25 protein-coding genes and 1 tRNA gene are annotated in these 19,491 nt (G+C 58.9%); 11 read left to right on the forward strand and 15 right to left on the reverse strand.

What is annotated here, in order from left to right; genetic code table 11:
• Nucleotides 1–111: 111 nt before the first annotated feature.
• Together E4P00_RS00930 and E4P00_RS00935 are read right to left on the reverse strand one after the other, a co-directional pair.
• Nucleotides 112–984: a dihydrodipicolinate synthase family protein gene (locus E4P00_RS00930; RefSeq protein WP_078820521.1), complete on the reverse strand. Its 873-nt coding sequence runs from the start codon at nucleotides 982–984 to the stop codon at nucleotides 112–114.
• 29 nt (nucleotides 985–1,013) lie between these two features.
• The gene (locus E4P00_RS00935) at nucleotides 1,014–1,796 is read right to left on the reverse strand and encodes an aldolase (RefSeq protein WP_005785944.1); all 783 of its coding nucleotides are present in this window, start codon (nucleotides 1,794–1,796) and stop codon (nucleotides 1,014–1,016) included.
• A gap of 160 nt (nucleotides 1,797–1,956) precedes the next feature.
• Here E4P00_RS00935 and E4P00_RS00940 point away from each other — a divergent pair, with 160 nt between their 5' ends.
• Nucleotides 1,957–2,484, forward strand: coding sequence for an XRE family transcriptional regulator (locus E4P00_RS00940; protein WP_005785945.1), 528 nt, complete (start codon nucleotides 1,957–1,959; stop codon nucleotides 2,482–2,484).
• Nucleotides 2,485–2,609: 125 nt separating this feature from the next.
• On the opposite strand, the gene E4P00_RS00945 is transcribed toward E4P00_RS00940, so the two are convergent.
• Nucleotides 2,610–3,626, reverse strand: coding sequence for a DUF4917 family protein (locus E4P00_RS00945; RefSeq protein ID WP_248130502.1), 1,017 nt, complete (start codon nucleotides 3,624–3,626; stop codon nucleotides 2,610–2,612).
• Nucleotides 3,627–3,749: 123 nt separating this feature from the next.
• Here E4P00_RS00945 and yiaY point away from each other — a divergent pair, with 123 nt between their 5' ends.
• A complete protein-coding gene (yiaY, locus tag E4P00_RS00950) occupies nucleotides 3,750–4,898 on the forward strand; it encodes an L-threonine dehydrogenase (protein WP_078820523.1) in 1,149 nt (382 codons plus the stop codon).
• Between the two features lie 87 nt (nucleotides 4,899–4,985).
• Complete coding sequence (locus E4P00_RS00955; protein WP_216090871.1) at nucleotides 4,986–5,660, forward strand: NAD(P)H-binding protein; 675 nt, start codon at nucleotides 4,986–4,988, stop codon at nucleotides 5,658–5,660.
• Here E4P00_RS00955 and E4P00_RS00960 read toward each other — a convergent pair.
• Nucleotides 5,632–6,108: a DMT family transporter gene (locus tag E4P00_RS00960; protein ID WP_032877293.1), complete on the reverse strand. Its 477-nt coding sequence runs from the start codon at nucleotides 6,106–6,108 to the stop codon at nucleotides 5,632–5,634. The two genes, E4P00_RS00955 and E4P00_RS00960, sit on opposite strands and share 29 nt — an antisense overlap.
• A 77-nt stretch (nucleotides 6,109–6,185) precedes the next feature.
• On the opposite strand from E4P00_RS00960, the gene E4P00_RS00965 reads away from it, so the two are divergent.
• The 4 genes from E4P00_RS00965 (at nucleotide 6,186) to E4P00_RS00980 (ending at nucleotide 8,870) form a co-directional block, all read left to right on the forward strand.
• The gene (locus tag E4P00_RS00965) at nucleotides 6,186–7,103 is read left to right on the forward strand and encodes a LysR substrate-binding domain-containing protein (protein ID WP_177327396.1); all 918 of its coding nucleotides are present in this window, start codon (nucleotides 6,186–6,188) and stop codon (nucleotides 7,101–7,103) included.
• A gap of 15 nt (nucleotides 7,104–7,118) precedes the next feature.
• Nucleotides 7,119–7,535: a fosfomycin resistance glutathione transferase gene (gene fos, locus E4P00_RS00970; RefSeq protein WP_248130503.1), complete on the forward strand. Its 417-nt coding sequence runs from the start codon at nucleotides 7,119–7,121 to the stop codon at nucleotides 7,533–7,535.
• 47 nt (nucleotides 7,536–7,582) lie between these two features.
• Complete coding sequence (locus E4P00_RS00975) at nucleotides 7,583–8,224, forward strand: LysE family translocator (RefSeq protein ID WP_248130504.1); 642 nt, start codon at nucleotides 7,583–7,585, stop codon at nucleotides 8,222–8,224.
• A gap of 118 nt (nucleotides 8,225–8,342) precedes the next feature.
• Complete coding sequence (locus tag E4P00_RS00980) at nucleotides 8,343–8,870, forward strand: DUF4142 domain-containing protein (protein ID WP_005785958.1); 528 nt, start codon at nucleotides 8,343–8,345, stop codon at nucleotides 8,868–8,870.
• 53 nt (nucleotides 8,871–8,923) lie between these two features.
• Here the strand turns inward: E4P00_RS00980 and E4P00_RS00985 are convergent, their stop codons facing one another.
• From E4P00_RS00985 to E4P00_RS01005, 5 genes are all read right to left on the reverse strand, one after another.
• On the reverse strand, nucleotides 8,924–9,340 hold the full coding sequence (locus E4P00_RS00985) for a low affinity iron permease family protein (protein WP_103733494.1): 417 nt from the start codon (nucleotides 9,338–9,340) through the stop codon (nucleotides 8,924–8,926).
• Between the two features lie 101 nt (nucleotides 9,341–9,441).
• The gene (locus E4P00_RS00990; RefSeq protein WP_032877289.1) at nucleotides 9,442–9,942 is read right to left on the reverse strand and encodes a methylated-DNA--[protein]-cysteine S-methyltransferase; all 501 of its coding nucleotides are present in this window, start codon (nucleotides 9,940–9,942) and stop codon (nucleotides 9,442–9,444) included.
• A 139-nt stretch (nucleotides 9,943–10,081) separates the two neighbouring features.
• Nucleotides 10,082–10,492 (reverse strand): type II toxin-antitoxin system HicB family antitoxin, encoded by a 411-nt coding sequence (locus tag E4P00_RS00995; protein WP_032877288.1) that lies wholly within the window; start codon nucleotides 10,490–10,492, stop codon nucleotides 10,082–10,084.
• 22 nt (nucleotides 10,493–10,514) lie between these two features.
• A complete protein-coding gene (locus E4P00_RS01000; RefSeq protein WP_078820528.1) occupies nucleotides 10,515–10,697 on the reverse strand; it encodes a type II toxin-antitoxin system HicA family toxin in 183 nt (60 codons plus the stop codon).
• A 167-nt stretch (nucleotides 10,698–10,864) separates the two neighbouring features.
• Nucleotides 10,865–11,758, reverse strand: coding sequence for a LysR family transcriptional regulator (locus tag E4P00_RS01005; RefSeq protein ID WP_078820529.1), 894 nt, complete (start codon nucleotides 11,756–11,758; stop codon nucleotides 10,865–10,867).
• Nucleotides 11,759–11,853: 95 nt separating this feature from the next.
• On the opposite strand from E4P00_RS01005, the gene E4P00_RS01010 reads away from it, so the two are divergent.
• A complete protein-coding gene (locus tag E4P00_RS01010) occupies nucleotides 11,854–13,023 on the forward strand; it encodes an MFS transporter (RefSeq protein ID WP_078820530.1) in 1,170 nt (389 codons plus the stop codon).
• A gap of 94 nt (nucleotides 13,024–13,117) precedes the next feature.
• Here E4P00_RS01010 and E4P00_RS01015 read toward each other — a convergent pair.
• The 4 genes from E4P00_RS01015 to E4P00_RS01030 form a co-directional block, all read right to left on the reverse strand.
• Nucleotides 13,118–13,191: transfer RNA gene (locus E4P00_RS01015), tRNA-Gly, on the reverse strand.
• Nucleotides 13,192–13,302: 111 nt separating this feature from the next.
• Nucleotides 13,303–14,187, reverse strand: a complete 885-nt coding sequence (locus E4P00_RS01020; RefSeq protein ID WP_005785967.1) for an alpha/beta hydrolase — start codon at nucleotides 14,185–14,187, stop codon at nucleotides 13,303–13,305.
• Between the two features lie 304 nt (nucleotides 14,188–14,491).
• Entirely contained in the window at nucleotides 14,492–15,184 is a 693-nt protein-coding gene (locus tag E4P00_RS01025; RefSeq protein ID WP_216090875.1) for a pseudouridine synthase, read from the reverse strand.
• On the reverse strand, nucleotides 15,174–15,386 hold the full coding sequence (locus E4P00_RS01030; RefSeq protein ID WP_216090876.1) for a cysteine-rich CWC family protein: 213 nt from the start codon (nucleotides 15,384–15,386) through the stop codon (nucleotides 15,174–15,176). The genes E4P00_RS01025 and E4P00_RS01030 overlap by 11 nt, the downstream gene beginning before the upstream one ends.
• A gap of 244 nt (nucleotides 15,387–15,630) precedes the next feature.
• On the opposite strand from E4P00_RS01030, the gene E4P00_RS01035 reads away from it, so the two are divergent.
• Both E4P00_RS01035 and E4P00_RS01040 read left to right on the forward strand, forming a co-directional pair.
• On the forward strand, nucleotides 15,631–15,990 hold the full coding sequence (locus tag E4P00_RS01035; RefSeq protein ID WP_081883289.1) for a hypothetical protein: 360 nt from the start codon (nucleotides 15,631–15,633) through the stop codon (nucleotides 15,988–15,990).
• 156 nt (nucleotides 15,991–16,146) lie between these two features.
• A complete protein-coding gene (locus E4P00_RS01040) occupies nucleotides 16,147–16,599 on the forward strand; it encodes a DUF3757 domain-containing protein (protein WP_078820534.1) in 453 nt (150 codons plus the stop codon).
• Here the strand turns inward: E4P00_RS01040 and E4P00_RS01045 are convergent.
• Nucleotides 16,585–17,697: an enoyl-CoA hydratase/isomerase family protein gene (locus E4P00_RS01045; RefSeq protein WP_248130505.1), complete on the reverse strand. Its 1,113-nt coding sequence runs from the start codon at nucleotides 17,695–17,697 to the stop codon at nucleotides 16,585–16,587. The genes E4P00_RS01040 and E4P00_RS01045 overlap by 15 nt on opposite strands.
• A 136-nt stretch (nucleotides 17,698–17,833) precedes the next feature.
• Between E4P00_RS01045 and ung the strand changes: the two genes are divergently transcribed.
• Nucleotides 17,834–18,526 (forward strand): uracil-DNA glycosylase, encoded by a 693-nt coding sequence (gene ung / locus E4P00_RS01050; protein ID WP_032877279.1) that lies wholly within the window; start codon nucleotides 17,834–17,836, stop codon nucleotides 18,524–18,526.
• Nucleotides 18,527–18,541: 15 nt separating this feature from the next.
• On the opposite strand, the gene E4P00_RS01055 is transcribed toward ung, so the two are convergent.
• Nucleotides 18,542–19,477, reverse strand: coding sequence for a YncE family protein (locus tag E4P00_RS01055; RefSeq protein ID WP_248130506.1), 936 nt, complete (start codon nucleotides 19,475–19,477; stop codon nucleotides 18,542–18,544).
• Nucleotides 19,478–19,491: the final 14 nt, after the last annotated feature.

The following is a 19,491-nucleotide window of genomic DNA, read 5'->3' on the forward strand; positions in this document are numbered from 1 at the left end:
GTGGAAAGGTCGTGAATGATATCGAGAATTATTGCTATTTGTCTCTATTTAAAGGCTGTACTCAATTCAACTGTGGGAGGGAGCAAGCCCCCTCCCACACAGGCCCTGAGTTTATTTCAGAAGTGTTTTGAGTTGCTCGATCCCCGCCTCACCCAGCGGGAACACCGGCAACCTGGGATCCCCCACCTCCAATCCAGTCAGGCGTAACCCGGCCTTGATCGTCGTCGGCAACCCGCCCTTGAGGATGAATTGCAGCAACGGCAACTGTCGGTAGAACAGCTCTCGCGCTTTATTCAAGTCATTGGCCAGCACTGCCTGATACAGGTCCAGATTGAGTTGGGGGATCAAGTTCGGCGCCGCGGTGCACCAGCCTTTGGCACCGGCCGCGAAGGCTTCCAGGGCCAGCGGGTTGCAGCCGTTGTAGAACGGCACGTCACTCTCCAGTTTTAACTGGTGCATGCGCTGGATGTCGCCCGTGCTCTCCTTGACCATGGTCACGTTGTCGACCTGCTTGAGGATGCGCAGGATCAACTCCACCGACATGTCGGTACCGCTGGTGGCCGGGTTGTTGTAGAGCATGATCGGCACGCCGATGCTGTCGCCGATTGCGGCGTAGTGGGCGAGGATTTGCGCTTCGCTGAGTTTCCAGTATGAGGCGGGCAGCACCATGACCACATCGGCACCGTGCGCCTCGGCATAGCGCGCACGGCGAACGGCCTTGGCGGTGGTCAGGTCGGACACGCTGACAATGGTCGGTACGCGTTTGGCGACTTTCTCGATGCTGTAGGCACTGACTTCGTCCCACTCGGCATCGCTCAGGTAAGCGCCTTCGCCGGTGCTGCCCAGCGGCGCGATAGCGTGGATGCCGCTGTCGATCAAGCGCTCGATAGAACGCCCGAGTGCGTCGAAGTCAACACGCTGGCCATCAGCACTGAACGGGGTGATGGTGTAGCCGATGATGCCGTGAATAGTTGGATTGGACATGGGAAAACTCCGGTCGAAAAAGGGGGCGATCAGTTCAGGCAATCGGCATGTTTACGCAGATTCTGCCGCGCGTAGTAATTGAACGCAGCGCCGTGGCGCTTGGGCTTGGAAATCCAGTCGTGGGCCTCGCGCCCCAGCTCTGGCAGGATCGGCTTGACGGTGCCCGCGGACATCGCCAGCAACTGCAACTTGGCCGCCCGCTCGATCAACTGCGCGATGACACAGGCTTCTTCGATGCTGGCCCCGGTGGACAACTGGCCGTGGTGCGAGAGCAGGATGGCGCGCTTGTCGCCCAGCGCCGTGGTGATGATTTCCCCCTCTTCATTGCCCACCGGCACGCCGGGCCAGGCCTCCAGGAACGCGCAATCTTCATACAGCGGGCAGAGGTCCATATGCGACACCTGCAACGGCACTTCCAGCATCGACAGCGCGGCAATGTGCGTGGGGTGTGTATGGATGATGCAGTTTACATCCGGGCGCCCGCGGTACACCCAGGTGTGAAAGCGGTTGGCCGGGTTGGGGATGCCATGACCTTCGAGCACTTCCAGGTCTTCGTTGACCAGCAGCAGGTTGCTGGCGGTGATTTCGTCAAAACCCAGGCCCAGTTGCTGAGTGTAGTAGGTGCCAGGCGCAGGCCCGCGTGCGGTAATTTGCCCGGCCAGGCCGGAGTCGTGGCCGTGTTCGAACAGAATTCGGCAAGTCAGCGCCAGCTTTTGGCGCTCGGTCCACGTATTATCTGCCAGGCTGTTTTGCATCTGGCTCAGGGCTTGCTTGACCAGTTGGTCTTTTGGGAGTGCTAATGTCTTGGCCATATCGGTGTCCTTTGGGTAGTTCAATGGACGTCGGATTTGCTGCTCGCCCGCTGCTCGCAAGGTCGTTGGGTGACTGCAAATGACACTAAAGATGCTATATGACACTTTGTGTCATTGGCAAGCACGGCTCATCGCTTTCTGCATGGATTAACCGCAGCAAATGTCTATCCGTTTGAAATTACTGAGAAAAAAACTTGGCGTAACCCTGGAGGCCCTGGCCGAAAAATCCGGGATGACCAAGAGTTACCTGTCGAAAGTGGAGCGTGGGCTCAACACACCGTCCATTGCTGCTGCGCTGAAACTGGCCAAGGCGCTGAACGTGAAAGTCGAAGAGCTGTTCAGCGAAGGCAACGTCAGCCTCGACAGCTACAGCCTGGTGCGCAGCCATGAACGGCCCGACACGTCACCGGGTTATGCGGTACTTGCCCATCAGGTGAGCGAGCGCAGCCTGTTGCCGTTCATCATCTACCCGCCGGCGGAGTTTACCGACAAGACCTTCAAGGAGCATTTGGGGGAAGAGTTTTTGTTCGTGCATGAAGGCCAGGTGGAAGTGGATTTCATGAGCGAGCGGGTGCTGTTGGAGCGCGGCGATGCGCTGCATTTCAATGCGCAGAAACCCCACCGGATTCGCTCGGTGGGAGAGGTGCAGGCGCAGTTGCTGGTGGTGGTGCACAGCGCTGAGGAATGACGCTGATCCCGATTTGAAATGCAATCAAATGTGGGAGCGGGCTTGCTCGCGAAAGCGCAGTGTCAGTCACTGAAAATGTTGACTGACCCACCACATTCGCGAGCAAGCCCGCTCCCACATTTTGCTCAGTGTTCGACCGGGACTGAAAGCGCCGGATTACCCAGCGGATGCGTGCGCGCCGCGAAGAATTCAAGCTGCGCTCCTGTCCCTTCAAACAGCTGCGAATACCGCTGTTTCTGCTGACGAATAAAGCCATCAGTGCGCCCCGACACCGAGATCGCCAGGGTGGTGATACCGGCCTGGCGAATCGCATCCGCCAGGTGTTTATCCTGCGGCCCCAAGTCATGGCCGAAAATGCACAACGCGCCTTCATGGCTCAGCAACTGCTCATAACAGAACGACAGATAATCCGAACTGCGAATGCTCTTGAGCTTTTCTTCCACCTTGCCTTCACTGACGAACAGCGGCACATCGTCCAGCGTCTTGATCGTGTTGTTGATCGCGAAACTGCTGAGCAAGGTGCTGTCGGTGGACGGCAGTTTGCGCGCTGTGCCGTCAAGGTTGCGCACCAGATGCAGGCCGCCGTGCAGGTAGAGAATGCGCGTGGTGTCGGTGTGGGTATTGCGCAGGTTGAAGCTTGAATCGGCGCTGCGGAACAGGTCGTCGATCCCGGGCGTGTGCAGGATTGCCCAGTAGTTGAGCAAATCGTAGTTGCTGGTGAAGACGGTGGCGTAGCGTGCCAACTCATTGTTGATCGTTGCCAGGGTCGATGGCTGCACCAGTCGCCAGGGGATATGTACGGTGTGAATGGTGTTGATCAGCGCTTCCTTGATCGCGTAATAGCGATTGCGCGGCGCCGCCGAACTGACTGCCAGGGCCTTGTTGACCCGGCTGGTGGTTTTCAAGGCGCCCAGGGCTTGCTCGAAACTGCGGGTTTGCAGGGCGTCGAAGACGCTGAGTTCGGACTGGCTCAGGGGTTTTTCTTCAACGGTGCGGGCGTTTTCAAACAGCGAGTCGTAGGCAAAGTCTTCCCAGATCGTGCGGCTGGCGCCGTTGCCGATCAGAATCCCGTTGAAGTCGATGGCGTCGCGCAGGGCGCTCCAGTCTTCAAGGTGGGCGTCAATATCCTGGAAATCCTTCATTGCGGCGGGTCTACTCGAAATCGGCTGGAGGGTGACTTTATCACGAGCTGAAGTTGATCCTGATCAAGATGCGCCATGCGGTACCGGTGGATTCTGTCGGCATAAAGCCTCTGAGGATCGACCATGAGCAGCACATTCTTCATCCCCGCCGTCAACATTATGGGCAGCGACTGCCTCGACGAAGCCATGACCGCCATTCGCGCCTACGGCTTTCGTAAAGCCTTGATCGTTACCGACGCCGGCCTGGCCAAGGCTGGCGTGGCCAGCATGATCGCCGAGAAGCTGGCGATGCAGGATATCGACTCGGTGATCTACGACGGCGCCAAGCCCAACCCCACGGTGGAAAACGTCGAGAAGGGGCTGGCGCTGTTGCAACAGACGGCCTGCGATTTCGTGGTGTCCCTGGGCGGCGGCTCGCCCCATGACTGCGCCAAGGGCATCGCCTTGTGCGCCACCAACGGCGGACGCATCGGCGACTATGAAGGCGTCGATCAGTCGAGCAAGCCGCAACTGCCACTGGTCGCCATCAACACCACCGCCGGCACTGCCAGCGAGATGACGCGGTTTTGCATCATCACCGACGAAACCCGTCACGTGAAAATGGCCATCGTCGATCGCAACGTCACGCCGCTGCTATCGGTCAACGACCCGGCGCTGATGGTCGGTATGCCCAAGGGCCTCACCGCCGCCACGGGGATGGATGCGCTGACCCACGCCATCGAAGCCTACGTGTCCACCGCCGCCACACCGATCACCGACGCCTGTGCGATCAAGGCCATCGAGCTGATCAGTGCCAACCTGCGCCTGGCGGTGCGCGACGGCAACGACATGGCCGCACGGGAAAATATGGCTTACGCGCAGTTCCTCGCCGGCATGGCATTCAACAACGCGTCCCTGGGATTTGTGCATGCCATGGCTCACCAACTGGGCGGTCTGTACGACTTGCCCCATGGCGTCTGCAACGCCGTGCTCCTGCCCCACGTACAAAGCTTCAATGCCAGCGTCAGTGCCAAGCGCCTGAGCGACGTGGCCCGCGCCCTCGGCGCGGACATCAAGGGCATCACCGTGGAGGAGGGCGCCCAGGCCGCCATTGCGGCAATCCGTCGGTTGTCCCAGGACGTGGAAATCCCCACCGGCCTGCGTGAGCTGGGTGCCAAGTTGCAGGACATCCCAGTGCTGGCCGCCAACGCCCTGAAGGACGCGTGCGGGCTGACCAACCCACGTCGGGCGGATCAGCGTCAGATTGAGGAGATATTTCGTAGCGCGTTTTGATAGGGCAGCCTCAGGCGGCAGGCGTTAAGCTACACGCTCAACGCGTTCTACTTGAGCAAGCTTGCGGCGTGCCGCTGAGGTTACCTAATGAGAGTTCTGTTATTCGGCGCCACCGGCATGGTCGGCCAAGGCGTGCTGCGCGAGTGCCTGCTGGCGGCGGATGTGCAGGAAGTGGTGGCCGTCGGCCGTACGCCCCTGACCCAGCAACACAGCAAGCTGCACCAGGTGCTGCACAGCGACATGCTCGACTTACAGCCCCTGGAGAACCTGCTGCAAGGGTTTGATGCGTGTTTCTTCTGCCTCGGTGTCTCGTCGGCGGGCATGAACGAAGCCCGGTATACCCACCTCACCTATGACCTCACCCTGGTAGCTGCCAGTACCCTGGCGCGGCTTAATCCGCAGATGACCTTTATCTACGTTTCCGGCGCCGGCACGGACAGTTCCGAGACGGGCCAATTGATGTGGGCGCGGGTCAAGGGCAAGACGGAAAACGCCTTGCTGCGCCTGCCGTTCAAGGCGGTGTACCTGTTCCGTCCGGGGATCATTCAGCCGTTGCACGGCGTGCGCTCAAAGACGCCCTTGTATCAAGCTTTCTATAGCCTACTGGGGCCGGTGCTTTCGTTTGTGCGGCGGGTAAAACCGGCTTGGGTGGTGAGCACCGAGACTGTCGGCCGGGCAATGTTACAGGCCGCGAGCCTGGGCGCGCCGCAGCCGGTGGTAGAGCAGGCCCAGATCAATCGCCTGGCGGCTGAGCGCCACTGAACTGGATCAATGCCACGCCGCCGATCAACAGCAACGCGCCCAACACCCGCGGCGTTGTCAGTTGGCGTTGCACCAGGCCGAACAGGCCGAAATGGTCGAGCAGCAACGACGCTAGAATCTGCCCGGCCATCGCCAACGCAATAAACCCTGACGCGCCGAGTTTGGGCAGCAGCATCAACGCCAGTGAAATAAAACAGACGCCGAAGGCGCCACCGGCCCACATCCACAACGGAGCCTTGGTGATAAACGTCAGGCTCGGCAAGGGCAGACGCAAAGCGATAATCACTGGCAGCAGCACGATGATACTCACCAGCAACGACGCCAAGGTGGCCCACAATGGATGGCCGAGGCCGCGCCCAAGATTAGCGTTGATTGCACTTTGAAACGGCACCACGGCTCCGGCGATCACCGCCAGCGCTAACAAACCCATCCAATGCAACACGCTCATCTCCATGCTCCCAGAAGTTTCGCTGGACTCTAGGCTATTCGTCGCGCAGATTTAAATTCCAAGTTCTTATACAGACCATGCAGCTGATGAATGATCTACGCCGCATCGACCTTAACCTGCTGGTGATCCTCGACGCCTTGCTCAGCGAGCAACACGTGACCCGCGCCGCCGAGCGCCTGCACCTGAGCCAGCCGGCGGTGAGCCACGCGTTGGCCCGGCTGCGCGATATGCTTGGCGACCCGCTGTTGGTGCGTCAGGGCGGCGCGCTGGTGCCCACGGCTCGGGCTCTGGAGTTGGCAGCGCCATTGGCCGAAGCGCTGGGCCAGGTGCAGGCATTATTGGCGCCGAATCGTTTTGACCCCACCTCGGCCAAGCGCCGCTTTCGCGTGGCGATGTCAGACTACAGCGCAGCGATCCTCCTACCTGGATTGGTCCGCGTCCTGCGCAGCGAAGCGCCGGGCATCGACCTGCAGATCATCCAGGCCAGCCGCGAAGGTATGGTTGACGGCGTGCTCAATGGCGATCTCGACCTGGCGGCGGGCGTATTCCCCGACATGCCCGCCGAACTGTGTACGACGCCATTGTTCGAAGAGCATTACACCTGCCTGGTCGACCGCCACAGCCTTGCACCCAGCGGTGCGCTGGACCTGCCGACTTACCTGTCACGCCCACATGTACTGTTGGAGATGCGCGGCAGCGGTACGCCGGAAATCGAACGGGCACTGGCTGCGATACGTGAACGGCGGCATGTGGCAATCAGCCTGCCACACTGGGGCGTGGCGCCTCAGTTGATCGAGGGCACGGATCTGATTTTGACGGTGTCGTCCCGGGGTTTACTGAATATCGACCATCAACATTTGCTGACCGTGCCACCGCCGTTTCATATTCCCTCGTTTGCTTTTGAGCTCGCCTGGCATGTGCGGCGGGGGGGGGATTCTGGGTTGCAGTGGTTGATTGGGCGGGTGCGCGGTGTATTGTCCGATGGTCACCGGTAATAAGAGAAAACCTAAATGCTAACCGGCTTCAACCACCTGACCCTGGCCGTCACCGACGTGCCGCGCAGCGTCAGTTTTTATCACGATCTGCTGCGTGTTCAACTCGATGCCACTTGGGACAATGGTGCTTACCTTTCCTTGCCCGGGCTTTGGCTGTGCCTGTCGCTGGATCCGGTGTGCTCGACCACTGCGGCAATGGATTACACCCACTATGCCTTCACCGTCGATGCCGCTGATTTCACCGCATTGGTCGAACGCCTGCGGGCCGCCGGCGTGCAGGAGTGGCGTGACAACCGCAGCGAAGGCGCGTCGTTTTATTTCCTCGATCCCGACGGCCACAAGCTGGAGGTTCATGTCGGCGATCTGGCCTCGCGCCTGCAAGCTTGTCGCGCCAAGCCTTACGCAGGAATGAAGTTTTACCCACCGCAGTGAAACATGCAGAATCAATCACCTTTAAGAGTCCCTCAGAGCGTCTATTCATGACCCCATCCTTGCTGCTCGCCGTCCTTGCTTCGGGTTTTATCTACGGTATTACACCTGGCCCAGGTGTTTTGGCCGTGTTCGGCATCGGTGCTGTGCGTGGCCGACGTGCCGGAGCGGGTTTTTTGTGCGGGCATTTGCTCGGTGATGTGGTGTGGTGCAGTACTGCGCTGATTGCCATCGTCGGTGCGCGAGAAGTGGGCAGCAGTGCGTTTGATGTATTGGGCGTACTCAGCGGTGTGTATCTGTTCTGGCTCGGCTGGCGTGCGATCCGTACCCAGCGCCGCAACGGCGATGCCCCCCAGGGCGCCGCGCGGCACCCGTTCTGGCATGGCATTGTGTTCGGCTTGACCAACCCCAAAGCCTATCCGGTTGCCGTGGCGACCTTCACCGCGTTGCTGTCCAGCCGTGCCGAGTTGTTGACGTGGTCGATGCTGCCGTCGCTGATCTTCCTGAGCTTTGTTGGCGGCCTGTTGGCCTATGGGATTTTGATCGGCGTGGTCGGCGCCCAACGAGTGCGCACGGTGTATCAACGCCATGAAATCCTGATCACCAAGCTCTGCGGCGTGATGTTCATCGGCTTTGCCATTAATGCCCTGGCGCATGCATTGCCGGGCTTGTTCGCAAGCAAGCCTGCATGAAATGACGACAACCGTTCGTCGCACTGACAAGTTTTTTCTAAACCTTTGCGGCTCTGAAAATTCGAATCCAGGGCGGGTGTAGATCCCCGTACCTATTTTTGCTCTGGAGGAACCCATCATGAGCCGCATGGCTATCCGGTTACGCACCGCCAGTTTCGCGATGCTGCTGGGCCTCGGCGCCAGCAATGCTTTCGCCCAGTCGCCTGCTGAATTTATCGAGCAGGCTTCGGCCAAAGGTATGGCCGATATCGAAACCAGTCGCATGGCCCACGCCAAGACCTCGTCCCAAGAGATCAAGGACTACACGATTGAGGTCATCAACGAGCGCACCCTGGCCAACCAGCACTTGGCAGCCATTGCCAAGAAGCTCGATTTGCCGGTCGCGCCACGGGAAAAGATCGTCGATAAAGCCGAAACCCTGATGCCTGAACTCAAGGATGGCGACTCCTTTGACGCTGCCTATACCGCACAGCAGGTCAAGGAAAACGAAGACGCCATCGCCCTGTTCAAGAAAGAAGGTGCCGCGTCGGATGTGCCGGAGATAAAAGCGCTGGTGGATGAGACGCTGCCCAAGCTCGAAGAGCGTCTGCAAAAAGCCCGTGCCCTGGCGTCAACCTATGGCAAGGGTCACCAAGGCGACGGTTGAGACCGTAGCGTGAAATGAAATCGGCGGTTGGGGCCTACCCAACCGCCGTTTTTTTATGCCTGGTTCAGGTCTGTCTTGGTCGGCGCAGCGTTGTCAGCGCAACCGTTGTTCAAACTCAGGCTGCTGGTGTTGCCAATGTCGCGGTATTCCTGGCGCAGCTTTTCCAGTTCCTTGCGGTCCAGGCCATCGAGGCTGAGCACGGCATTCTGGGCATCCTTGGATACGCGCAGCAGCTCATCAATCTTGATATGCAGGATATCGTTGTCGCGGTTTTGCGTGTTCTGGATCAGGAACACCATCAGGAACGTGATAATGGTCGTCGAGGTATTGATGATCAGTTGCCAGGTGTCGTTGTAGTGGAAATAGGGTCCGCTCAGGCTCCATATCAGGATCAGTGCGACGGCTGTGTAGAAGGTTCGGGGGCTGCCTGCCCAGCGGGACAGGGTTTGCGAGACCGTGGAGAACTTCATTACCGTTTCCTGTGTGAAGAGGTGATGAACAATTGACCACAGCAGTTCTCTGAAATTTCTTTTAACAAATATCTCGGCAAGCAGTTCAGTCGCCGCCAAAGTCAGAGCGCCAGCTCTGCCTGACCTGCGCCTTCCAGCGCCAGCAAATACTGCTTGGCCTGCAACCCCCCGGCAAATCCGGTCAGCCCGCCTGATGCGCCAATCACCCGGTGGCAGGGGGCGACAATCGAGATCGGATTACGCCCATTCGCCGCACCGACTGCGCGTACAGCCTTGGGGTTGCCGATCTGTTGGGCAATCTGGCTGTAGCTGCGCGTTTCGCCGAAGGGAATTGTCAGCAGAGCCCGCCAAACCTGTTTCTGAAAATCGGTACCGGCGAAATCCAGCTCCAGCTCAAACCGATTGCGCGATCCGGCAAAGTATTCCGTTAACTGGCGTTGGGTTTCCAGCAATACCGGGCTGTCATTGGCCTCGACCAATTCACCCAGGCGCACACGGTTCGCGCGTTCCACTTCCCATAAAATGGCGCTCAGTTTGCCGTTGCGCGCTACCAGGGTCAGTTCACCGACAGGGGAAGGCATGAGCTTGAATTGGTAAGTCATGAGCGTGCTCCTCGAACAGGCGTTTAATGGGGATGACGCTACTCTAGTTCCGCCAGCGGGCCTGGAAACTACGTTTCTTGCGGTCAAATTCTTGTCAGTTGAACGTTGCGGTAAACCCTTCGGTGTTGCTTCGCCGCGATTATCGATCCTGTTGCAATACCTTGAGTGCCGCGGACGCCAGAAACCCCGAACGGCTTTTTTCTTCCGGGTGATTCAGTACATAGTCATCGATGCGATTCAACAGATACCCCGGCAGGGTGATGTTGAGTTTTTGCGCCTTGCCCAGGTACTTGGTGACGTCGATGTCTACCACCGCCCAGGTGCAGCCTGCGTACTGTGGGTTGGCGGCGTGCAAGGTGACTTTCTGCGCGCTGGGAATCGGCGCGCCATCTTCTGCAAGGATCTCGAAGTGCCCCTCGATGGCTTCGCGGGCCATGGCCATGGCGTCGTCCAGGTCATCGCCGGCGGAATAGCACCCGGGAATATCCGGGACTTCCACGCCCCAGGCGTGGTCCTCGTCGCCCGTTGAAATTGCGATGGGATAAAGCATGTGTGTTGCCCTCCAGGGACGGTTAACTCAGCAGAGCCTGTTTCAAAATGCTCTTGGCGGTTTTATCCAGCAGGTCCTTTTTTGGATGAGGAATCGTGACCAGACCGGGCTTTGTCCGGTGCTTGAAGTGATGATGACTGCCCCTGATGCGCACCAGATACCAACCGTCTGCAACGATGTTACCTATCAAATAGCGGCTATCCACATCACCTCCTTGTGGTGTGTGTTGGTGGTGACTATAACTACTGAAAAAAAATTATCAACACTCTACCTACCGATGGTCGATGTCCGATATTTCGGTAGCGGTTGAAGGAAGTGTATGGCGGCGCTGGAATGGCGCCGCCGAGACGTATTGCGGGATTTTTCGCGGTATTACGGGATGTGTAATGCCTGTTCAAGTACACCAATAAATGCGTCCACTAATACGCCTCTTCCTGAAGTCGGGGTAAGTACCAATAACTGCGCACATGCGTCCACTTCCTGCAGCGGTCGATACGTCACGCCTTTGTTCATCAAGCTCCGGGTACATTCCGGGACCAGCGCAACGCCTTGCCCGGCCGCCACCAAGGCAATGATCGAAGTGATCTGTCGCCCGGTCGGCCCAGGGCGCAGGGGCTGGCCGTGGTGTCGGTAAAGTTGCTCGATGGACTGGTTCAAGCCAGACCCGTAATCGGCCGGAAACAGAATCAGCGGATAAGTGCTGAGTTGCGCCACGCCGAGCATCGTTTGGCTGGCCAATGGGCTGTCGCTGGAGACGGCGGCCACCAACCGCTCCTCACCCAGCGATAACGCCTGGACATCGGCGCTTTGCGGCATCAGGCGGCTCAAGCCGATATCCAGGCGTCCGTCCGCCACCTGGGCGCCCAGGCTGCCGGAGGCGCATTCCACCAGGGTCAACTGCACATCGGGAAAGCGCTGGGCGAATGCCTGGATCGCCTGGCTGAACAGGTCCGACAGCGCGATTGAACTGGCATATCCCAGTGCCAGTTGGCCCGCAGTGCCGGCGGCCAATTTACGCGCGATCACTTGCGCCAGTTCTACTTGCTCCAACACACCGCGGGCATAGGGCAGGAACGAACGTCCCTGAGCGGTGAGGGTGACCGTGCGGCTGGTGCGGTCAAACAGCTTGAACCCCAACTCTGCCTCCAGCGCAGAAATCTGCCGAGTCAGCGGCGGTTGGGCCAGATGCAGGCGAAGTGCCGCACGGCCGAAGTGCAGTTCTTCAGCGACCGTCAGAAAGTAACGCAGCTTGCGTAGGTCGAGCATCCTGATCCTTGGGTATCAATCGGTCGGAATTCGGTATTGGTTAAAGGCACGCCGGCCATTCTATAAAGGCCGCACAAAATAAAACGAGAGGTTTCATGAAACCGCGCCTGCATTGTGCCCGCCTTGCCCTGTTCCTGTGTGGCTGCGCGGCGTTCCTCAACCTCTACGCCACCCAGAGCATCCTGCAGGTGTTTGCGGCGCAGTTCGACATCAGCGCCAAGGCTGCCGGCTGGAGCATTACCGTGACCACGCTGGCGGTGGCGATCACTGCGCCATTTGTCAGCCACCTGACCCGACGCTTCGAGCAACGCACGGTGATAAGCCTGGCGGCGCTGTTGCTGGCGGGGCCGGCGTTGATGACGGCTTATGCTGACAGCTTCGCCGGAGTGTTGGTCTGGCGCTTTGTCGAGGGCATGCTGATCCCCATAGTGTTTGCCACGAGCGTGGCTTACATCGGCGATCGCTGGAGCGGTGGCACGGTGACTGAAGTCACCAGCCTGTATGTGGCGGGTACCGTGCTGGGTGGGTTCGCCGGGCGGTTCGTCACCGGGGTGGTGACCGAGTACGTGGGCTGGCGCGAAGCGTTTGAGTGGCTGGCCGTGTTGAGCTTGATGGTCGGCGGTTTTATCCAGTTTCTGCTGCCCGCCAATCGCCCGCGGGCGAAGCTGGCCAAGGCGGCTTGGTCAGGTGTTTTACGCACGCCGCTGATGGCTGCGTATGCCGTAGGTTTTTGCGTGTTATTTTCACAGGTCGCCGCCTTCACCTACGCAGGTTTGTACCTTGGCCTACCGCCTTTCAACCTCGGGCCTGCGGCCTTGGGAGCGCTGTACACCGTATTTCTGTTGGCGCTGATCGTGATACCCATCGCCGGCCGCCTCAGCAAAGCCCGCCCACAGGCAGAACTGCTGAGCATCGCCGCGGTGCTGGGCGTTTGTGGTTCGGCCCTGACCCTGGTGCCTTCCCTGGGGTGCATCGTGGTAGGCCTGGCCTTCAGCTCCACCGGCGTGTTCCTCGCCCAAGCCGCTGCCAATGCCTTCATCACCGCCAACGCTGGCGACAGCAAAGCAAGAGCAGTGGGGGTCTACCTGACCTGTTACTACCTGGGCGGTAGCTGCGGAGCTATCGTGCCGGCGCTGATTTGGGAGCGCTGGGGCTGGGCCGGGTGTGTGGGGCTGATCATCGGTTTGCAACTGCTGACCCTGTTGATCGCGTTGGTGGGCTGGAAGCCTGTCAAACCCGAACGGGTCAGTGCACAACGTTCTTGAATCTCAAATCCCACGCATAAAAAAACCGGTCACCAGGGACCGGTTTCTATGCATCCTTCGCCAGATTTAGCCTGACGCAGGTGCCACTTTCAAGTGGAGCGGGTAGAGGGAATCGAACCCTCAACTAAAGCTTGGGAAGCTTTCGTTTTGCCACTAAACTATACCCGCTCAGAGCGGCTGACTTTGTACCAGATGTTCGCCGCAATTTGAAGTTTTTCTTTGAAAAATGTGTGGGTTGCGTGTGGCGAGGGCGCTTGTTCGCCGTCGCTAGTCTCCATTTCAAAGGGTAGCTGCATGCTGCGTCTGCCCCTGGTGATAGCGCAGCCGGCTCACCTGTCGCTCTGGTTTCAAGAAGCCCACCACTGCCTCACGGCTATCCCGGCACGCCGCTTTGTGTTCCATATCCAGAAAGTGCCCCGTGGCCTGGATGGTGCTGAAGCTGCTCTTGGCCACATGCTGGCCAAACAGCCTGGCATCCTCGGCGCTGGTGTATTCATCCCATTCGCCGTTCAAGAACAACACCGGAATGTCGATCTGTTTGGCCGCCCTGAGGTAGCACAGCCGGTCGCTGTTGAGTACGTGGCTGATGTGAAAGTGCATCTGCCCATATTCGTGCTCGGCCAGGTTGCTGACGTGGCGGTAGTTGAAGCGCTTGAACAGCGACGGCAGATGCTTGCCGATGGTGCTGTTGACCAGGTGGCCGACGCGGTCGCGGTCGAGGTTGCCGAGGTAGTCGACACCGCGCTCAAGGTAATCGCGCATTGGTGCGTTGATCACTGGCGAGAATGAGCTGATCACGGCTTTTTCCACACGTCGAGGCCGGTGTGCAAGCGCGACCAGCGTGGCGGCACCGCCCCACGAAAAGGACAGCACATGCTCTGCGGCGAAGTGATCGAGCAGTTCCAGGAGAATCTGACCCTCAACTTCCTTTGTCAGCATCTGCTCATGGCGGTTATGGATTTTGGAACGGCCGGCGTAAGGCTGGTCGTACAAAACCACATTGAATTGCGGGTACAGGCTTTTCACGGTTTGAGCAAAGGACGCCGTGGTCGCCATGGAGCCGTTGACCAGGACGATGGTCTTTTCAGCCGCGTCCGCGCGATAGAACTCCGTGTACACCCGATACTGACCCTGTATATCCAGCACAGCGATTTCTGGCCTCATGTCGTAAGACTCCTGGCAAGCGGGTAGTGCGCGCAGATCACTCTGCACGAGCTTTGTGACAGGTAGGCATACGCCTTGAAATGAGGGCCCATGTCGGTCCGATGACGGCTGGCCGGCGGGTATTGTTATGAAGGGCGGTTTGCCGGGATGGCCCGCAGATCAAGCGCGGGCGAGGCAAGGTGTTTCTTGGAGATTATAGGGCGACTCATCAGTCATGATGTGGCGCAAGCCCTGAGTCAAGCAGCACAACCGGCAGGCCGCAAGTTGAACGGCCGGATTTTTGCCGGCGCTGGCCGAACGGTCGTCAGACCTGTCGGATTTCGTCGTCGGTCAATGGTCGGTATTGGCCCGGCGCAAGGCTTGTATCCAGAGCCAAGGGGCCCATCCGTTCGCGATGCAGGCCGGTCACCTTATTGTCGAAATGGCCAAACATCCGCTTCACTTGGTGATAGCGGCCTTCGATGATGCTCAAGCGCGCCGTCTTTGGGCCCAGCAACTCAAGTTCGGCAGGTTGGGTGGTGAGATCTTCGAAGGCGAAATACACACCCTCGGCAAAAGTCACCGCGTACTGTGCACCGATGTCCTGCTCGGTTTCCACGCGATAAACCTTGGGCAACTTGGTCTGTGGTTGCGTCAGGCGCCGCGACCACTGGCCGTCGTTGGTAATCAGCATCAGGCCGGTGGTATTGAAATCCAGGCGACCGGCGATATGCAGCTCGGCCTTGTCTGGTACATCCAGCAAGTCCAGGACAGTGGGGTGTTGCGGGTCCGATGTGGCACTCACGCAGCCCTGGGGTTTGTGCAGCATGAAATAGCGCGCCGGTTTGCCTGCCTGCAGTACTTCACCGTCAACGCAGACATGGCTGAATTCGCGCACTGGATGATGAGGGTCGCTGATCTCGACACCATCGACGGTCACCCGGCGCCCCGCCAGCAGCAGGCGCACTTGCTGGCGATTGAACTGCGCCAGGTTGCTGAGGAAACGATCAACGCGCATTGCGGTTACGCAACTGTTCGTCCGCCCGGGCACAGCGCGGGCACAGGCAGGCTTTATTGCGCAGTTCATCGGACAAGGCTTCAAGCACCGCCGGATCGATGGTTACGCTGAAGCACCAGCAGGGCTGGTCGGCGGTACGCGGATCGGCCAGGGTGCAGTCGTTGCGAGCGCCGCAGGCAGGGCAAAGGGTGGGTGTGGTCATCGGTCGGTTCAGGCAGGAATCGGGCAGGGGCGCACAAGTCCTTGCACGATACAGCGCCGCTGAGTCCGGTTCCATCGCCGCGTCCTGAAGGCGAGCATTCACTTCGTCTGAAACAGATGTTTCGACTTATGTCGTAGGCGCACCAGATTCGGTTTTTGATGTCAGATATTTCGTCATTCAGTGAAGGCTGAATGCCGCTCTCCAGCGTCGCTGGAGGAGCTCTTCCGCGGTCCAGGAGGCCGCCATGTATAGACGACTGCTGCTTATCGCTTTGCTCGGCCTGACCTTGTCAGCTTGTGTGCCCTACTACGATGGAGGCGCCACTTACTATCGCTCCGAAGTCTATACCGCACCGGCGCCCGCCTATTATTACGGCGGCCCGCGTTATTCTCCCTATGGGCGCAGTTATTACACCCCAGCGCCTCGCTACTATGCACCACAACCTCGCTATTATTCGGCGCCGCGTTATTACCAGCCGGCCCCGCGTTATTACCCAAGGGCGGGTTACCGACCTTACTCCAATCAAGGGTGGGGTAATCGCTGGGGCAACGGCGGGCATGGGCGTGGTTCCGATCACGGAGGTGGCCGCGGCGGTCATCGTTAAATATCTTGAAAAACAAGCGGCGCATCAAGCGCCGTTTTTTATAGGTACCGTATGTCCGTACTGTCAGATTTAACAGCTATCTTTGAGGCGATAGCTGTATTTCACTAGCGAAAAGCCCTGCGCTTTGCGTGGTGAAACTGAGCAGATGGAATCCCTATGTTCAAACAACTTATTTGCGTGCTCCTGCTGACGAGCTGCATCGTTGCATCGGCCAGAGCGGAGCAAGGCTGTCCTTACCCGGCGCAGGTCTTGTATGTCGACGGGCATTATCGCGTCGAGGATAACGGCCTGCGGTGGCAAAGCCCGAAGGTCAAGTATCGGGGCCTTATCGACGGATTCATCGGCGCGGTCTTCATACCGGGGGAGCAAGAGCAGAGGGAAAACGGCTACATGGATAAGTGCATCTACCGCACCGGTTGGGACGGGGTTGTAGCGCTGAGGCCCTACAAGGACAGTAAAATTATCAACATGTCATTGACCAGCACCTTGTATTGGGAACTGCGGCCCGGCGCGTTCACACTGCCGGTATATACCTGCACGGACAGCCAGCCGGACAACTGCGCTTTCAACGTCAACGACAAGCGAACGGACCTGTCAGTAGTCAGATAAATCCGCCAGAGGATTCCTACCTTCCCATGCCTTGCTGAAATGCGCGTGCACCACCGCTTCCGGAAGGGTATTGATATCCGGCCAATGCCAATGAGGTGTCTGGTCCTTGTCGATCAGGCGTGCTCGAACACCTTCGGCGAACTCTGGATGACGGCAGCAATTGAGGCTCATGGTGTACTCCATCTGAAACACCTGTGCCAGGGATAGATGACGGGCACGCTGAATCTGCTCCCACACCAGGTGTGCCGTCAGCGGGCAGCCTTCACTGAGGGTTTTACCCGCGCGGGCCAAGAGCGGATCGCTGTGATCACACAACAGGCTCAATGCACGCCAGGCACACCGTATATCACCCACATCCAGCCATTCGTCGATCAGCCCACGGCGCGGCAACCATTGCGCTTCGGGTTGGTGGCCGACCGCTTCCTGGGCAAGGGCCTTGAGCAAACTGTTGAGCTGCATTGCGGCCTGTTCCTGCCAGTTCAGTTGCAGCAAACCGTCAAGCAGCTCGTCTTGCTGGTCATCACGCAGGAAGCGGTCAGCCAGGCCCAGTTCCAGGGCATCGCGGCCGTTGACATGAGCACCGGTAAGGCCCAGGAACAAACCGAGCTTGCCCGGCAGGCGAGACAGAAACCAGCTGGCACCTACATCCGGGTACAACCCGATGCTGATCTCGGGCATGGCCAGGCGACTGCTCGGCGTAACAATACGTACCGAGGCACTTTGCAACAAACCCATGCCACCGCCCAATACATAGCCGTGGCCCCAGCAAATCAGCGGCTTGGGGTAGGTATGCAAGCGGTAGTCGAGGCGATATTCGGCAGCAAAAAACTGCGCGGCCAGGGCCGGTACTTCGCCGGGTTGTTCACGGCACTCCTGAGCCAGGCTGCGCACTTCACCCCCAGCGCAAAAGGCTTTTGGCCCGTTGCCGCGCAACAACACACAGGCGATTTGCGGGTCGTTGGCCCAGGCATCCAGGCGTTCTGCCAACGCCAGAATCATGGGCAGGGAGAGGGCGTTGAGGGATTTTTGAGCGTCCAGGCTGGCGATGCCTATGCGCGCACCGCCGTTGCCGGCCAGTTCTTCGAAGTGCAGGTTCATTGTGACCTCAATCGAGAAGGTGAAGGATGAGTATGATCCCTTCGTGGGAAAGTGCCGGTGGTGTGTCAGATCAATTGACAAGCGGGGTCGGCTTTCCTAGGGTTCGCCTCATTCTTTTTTACAAGACAATTCAACTATGACCGATGGCGACCGTATCAAACTCGAACCCAGCTGGAAACACGCCTTGCGCGATGAGTTCGAGAAGTCCTACATGGCCCAGTTGCGCGAATTCCTGCGCCAGGAACATGCCGCCGGCAAAGAGATCTACCCGCCCGGTCCGTTGATTTTCAACGCTCTCAACTCAACGCCCCTGGACAAGGTCAAGGTCGTGATCCTCGGCCAGGACCCCTACCACGGTCCCGGCCAGGCCCATGGCCTGTGCTTTTCGGTACAACCGGGGGTGCCGGCGCCGCCGTCGCTGGTCAATATCTATAAAGAGCTCAAGCGCGACCTGAACATCGACATCCCCAACCACGGCTACCTGCAAAGCTGGGCCGATCAGGGCGTGCTGATGCTCAACACCACCATGACCGTGGAGCGCGCCAACGCCAACGCCCATGCGGGCAAGGGCTGGCAGTTCTTCACCGATCGGATTATCGAGGTAGTCAGCGAGCATCAGCCGCACCTGGTGTTCCTGCTGTGGGGCGCTCATGCTCAAAGCAAGCAGAAGCTCATCGATGCCACCAAGCATCTGGTGCTGACGTCGGTGCATCCGTCGCCGTTGTCGGCGTATCGCGGGTTTCTGGGCTGCGGGCATTTCAGCCGGGCTAACAAGTTTCTTGAACAGAATGGCGAGGCACCGATCGAGTGGCGGCTGCCGCCACTCTGAACCGGACGACCATGGCTACAGACGGACTTGCGACACTGTGCTATTGCCAATATTGGCCACGTAGGCGGTTCGGCCGTTGGGTGTCACGACGATGCCCCGCGGTTTGTTGAAGCCTGTGAGGGTGTCCGTTACGGTTTGTGTGCGGGTGTGGAGGATACTCACGCGATCGCCATCGGTTTCCGTGATGTAGGCGAATTCGAGCATCGTATGAAATGCCACCTGATAGGGGCCTAGCAAACCGTCCAGTATGGTACTGACCTGTGCGGCGGAGGTATTGCCGATATAGACCTCACCACGGTCCTGGTAGGTGATGTAGACACGTGCGCTGAAGCGAGCATGAGCAATGGAGGTAGGTTGACCGGCAACGGTATTGGTTTGGGTCACAACCCTGTTGGTCCCCAGGTGGATGCTGGTCCACCCATCCAAATCCGAGGCAAGGTGTAAACGGGCGTTGCCGGGTGCTATCGCTATCTCTCGAGGGTAACGCACTGGGGTGGTGGCGATTCGCTGATGATTGGCGGTATCGATCACCACCACTTCCGATGCGGCGTGGTCGGCGACGTACAAGCGTGCTCCGGTAGAATTCAAGGCCAACCCATTGATGGCAGTAAACCCCCTGATCTGGTCACTGACGGTATCGGTCAAGGTGTCTATCACTGTGATCGGCGTATTGCTGGCCTGGCTGTTATCGCTGGCGTAAAGGCGCGGGGCCGTGGGGTGCATGGCCAGCCAAATGGGGGATCCCACATTGGTGATGGTCCTGACGACGCTAAAGTTCGCTGTGTCGATGACAGTAATGCCTTGTGGCAATGTGGAGCTTGCGACATACAGACGCGTTCCATCCCCATTGAGTACAAGGCGATTGGGGGAACCATGGACGGTAATCGTATTGACGATTGCGGCGGGCTCTTCATTCTCGTTTTCGAGCGTTGTTTCGGTTGGGGTCACCACGATTGCGCTCCTCA

The organism is Pseudomonas sp. B329, from assembly GCF_023127835.1.
Lineage (GTDB): Bacteria > Pseudomonadota > Gammaproteobacteria > Pseudomonadales > Pseudomonadaceae > Aquipseudomonas > Aquipseudomonas synxantha_A.

Bases quoted from the DNA above. Each gene is read 5' to 3' on its own strand.
- E4P00_RS00930 (WP_078820521.1), bottom strand. From the start codon at position 984: ATGTCCAATCCAACTATTCACGGCATCATCGGCTACACCATCACCCCG.
- E4P00_RS00935 (WP_005785944.1), bottom strand. From the start codon at position 1,796: ATGGCCAAGACATTAGCACTCCCAAAAGACCAACTGGTCAAGCAAGCC.
- E4P00_RS00940 (WP_005785945.1), top strand. From the start codon at position 1,957: ATGTCTATCCGTTTGAAATTACTGAGAAAAAAACTTGGCGTAACCCTG.
- E4P00_RS00945 (WP_248130502.1), bottom strand. From the start codon at position 3,626: ATGAAGGATTTCCAGGATATTGACGCCCACCTTGAAGACTGGAGCGCC.
- yiaY (WP_078820523.1), top strand. From the start codon at position 3,750: ATGAGCAGCACATTCTTCATCCCCGCCGTCAACATTATGGGCAGCGAC.
- E4P00_RS00955 (WP_216090871.1), top strand. From the start codon at position 4,986: ATGAGAGTTCTGTTATTCGGCGCCACCGGCATGGTCGGCCAAGGCGTG.
- E4P00_RS00960 (WP_032877293.1), bottom strand. From the start codon at position 6,108: ATGAGCGTGTTGCATTGGATGGGTTTGTTAGCGCTGGCGGTGATCGCC.
- E4P00_RS00965 (WP_177327396.1), top strand. From the start codon at position 6,186: ATGCAGCTGATGAATGATCTACGCCGCATCGACCTTAACCTGCTGGTG.
- fos (WP_248130503.1), top strand. From the start codon at position 7,119: ATGCTAACCGGCTTCAACCACCTGACCCTGGCCGTCACCGACGTGCCG.
- E4P00_RS00975 (WP_248130504.1), top strand. From the start codon at position 7,583: ATGACCCCATCCTTGCTGCTCGCCGTCCTTGCTTCGGGTTTTATCTAC.
- E4P00_RS00980 (WP_005785958.1), top strand. From the start codon at position 8,343: ATGAGCCGCATGGCTATCCGGTTACGCACCGCCAGTTTCGCGATGCTG.
- E4P00_RS00985 (WP_103733494.1), bottom strand. From the start codon at position 9,340: ATGAAGTTCTCCACGGTCTCGCAAACCCTGTCCCGCTGGGCAGGCAGC.
- E4P00_RS00990 (WP_032877289.1), bottom strand. From the start codon at position 9,942: ATGACTTACCAATTCAAGCTCATGCCTTCCCCTGTCGGTGAACTGACC.
- E4P00_RS00995 (WP_032877288.1), bottom strand. From the start codon at position 10,492: ATGCTTTATCCCATCGCAATTTCAACGGGCGACGAGGACCACGCCTGG.
- E4P00_RS01005 (WP_078820529.1), bottom strand. From the start codon at position 11,758: ATGCTCGACCTACGCAAGCTGCGTTACTTTCTGACGGTCGCTGAAGAA.
- E4P00_RS01010 (WP_078820530.1), top strand. From the start codon at position 11,854: ATGAAACCGCGCCTGCATTGTGCCCGCCTTGCCCTGTTCCTGTGTGGC.
- E4P00_RS01020 (WP_005785967.1), bottom strand. From the start codon at position 14,187: ATGAGGCCAGAAATCGCTGTGCTGGATATACAGGGTCAGTATCGGGTG.
- E4P00_RS01025 (WP_216090875.1), bottom strand. From the start codon at position 15,184: ATGCGCGTTGATCGTTTCCTCAGCAACCTGGCGCAGTTCAATCGCCAG.
- E4P00_RS01030 (WP_216090876.1), bottom strand. From the start codon at position 15,386: ATGACCACACCCACCCTTTGCCCTGCCTGCGGCGCTCGCAACGACTGC.
- E4P00_RS01035 (WP_081883289.1), top strand. From the start codon at position 15,631: ATGTATAGACGACTGCTGCTTATCGCTTTGCTCGGCCTGACCTTGTCA.
- E4P00_RS01040 (WP_078820534.1), top strand. From the start codon at position 16,147: ATGTTCAAACAACTTATTTGCGTGCTCCTGCTGACGAGCTGCATCGTT.
- E4P00_RS01045 (WP_248130505.1), bottom strand. From the start codon at position 17,697: ATGAACCTGCACTTCGAAGAACTGGCCGGCAACGGCGGTGCGCGCATA.
- ung (WP_032877279.1), top strand. From the start codon at position 17,834: ATGACCGATGGCGACCGTATCAAACTCGAACCCAGCTGGAAACACGCC.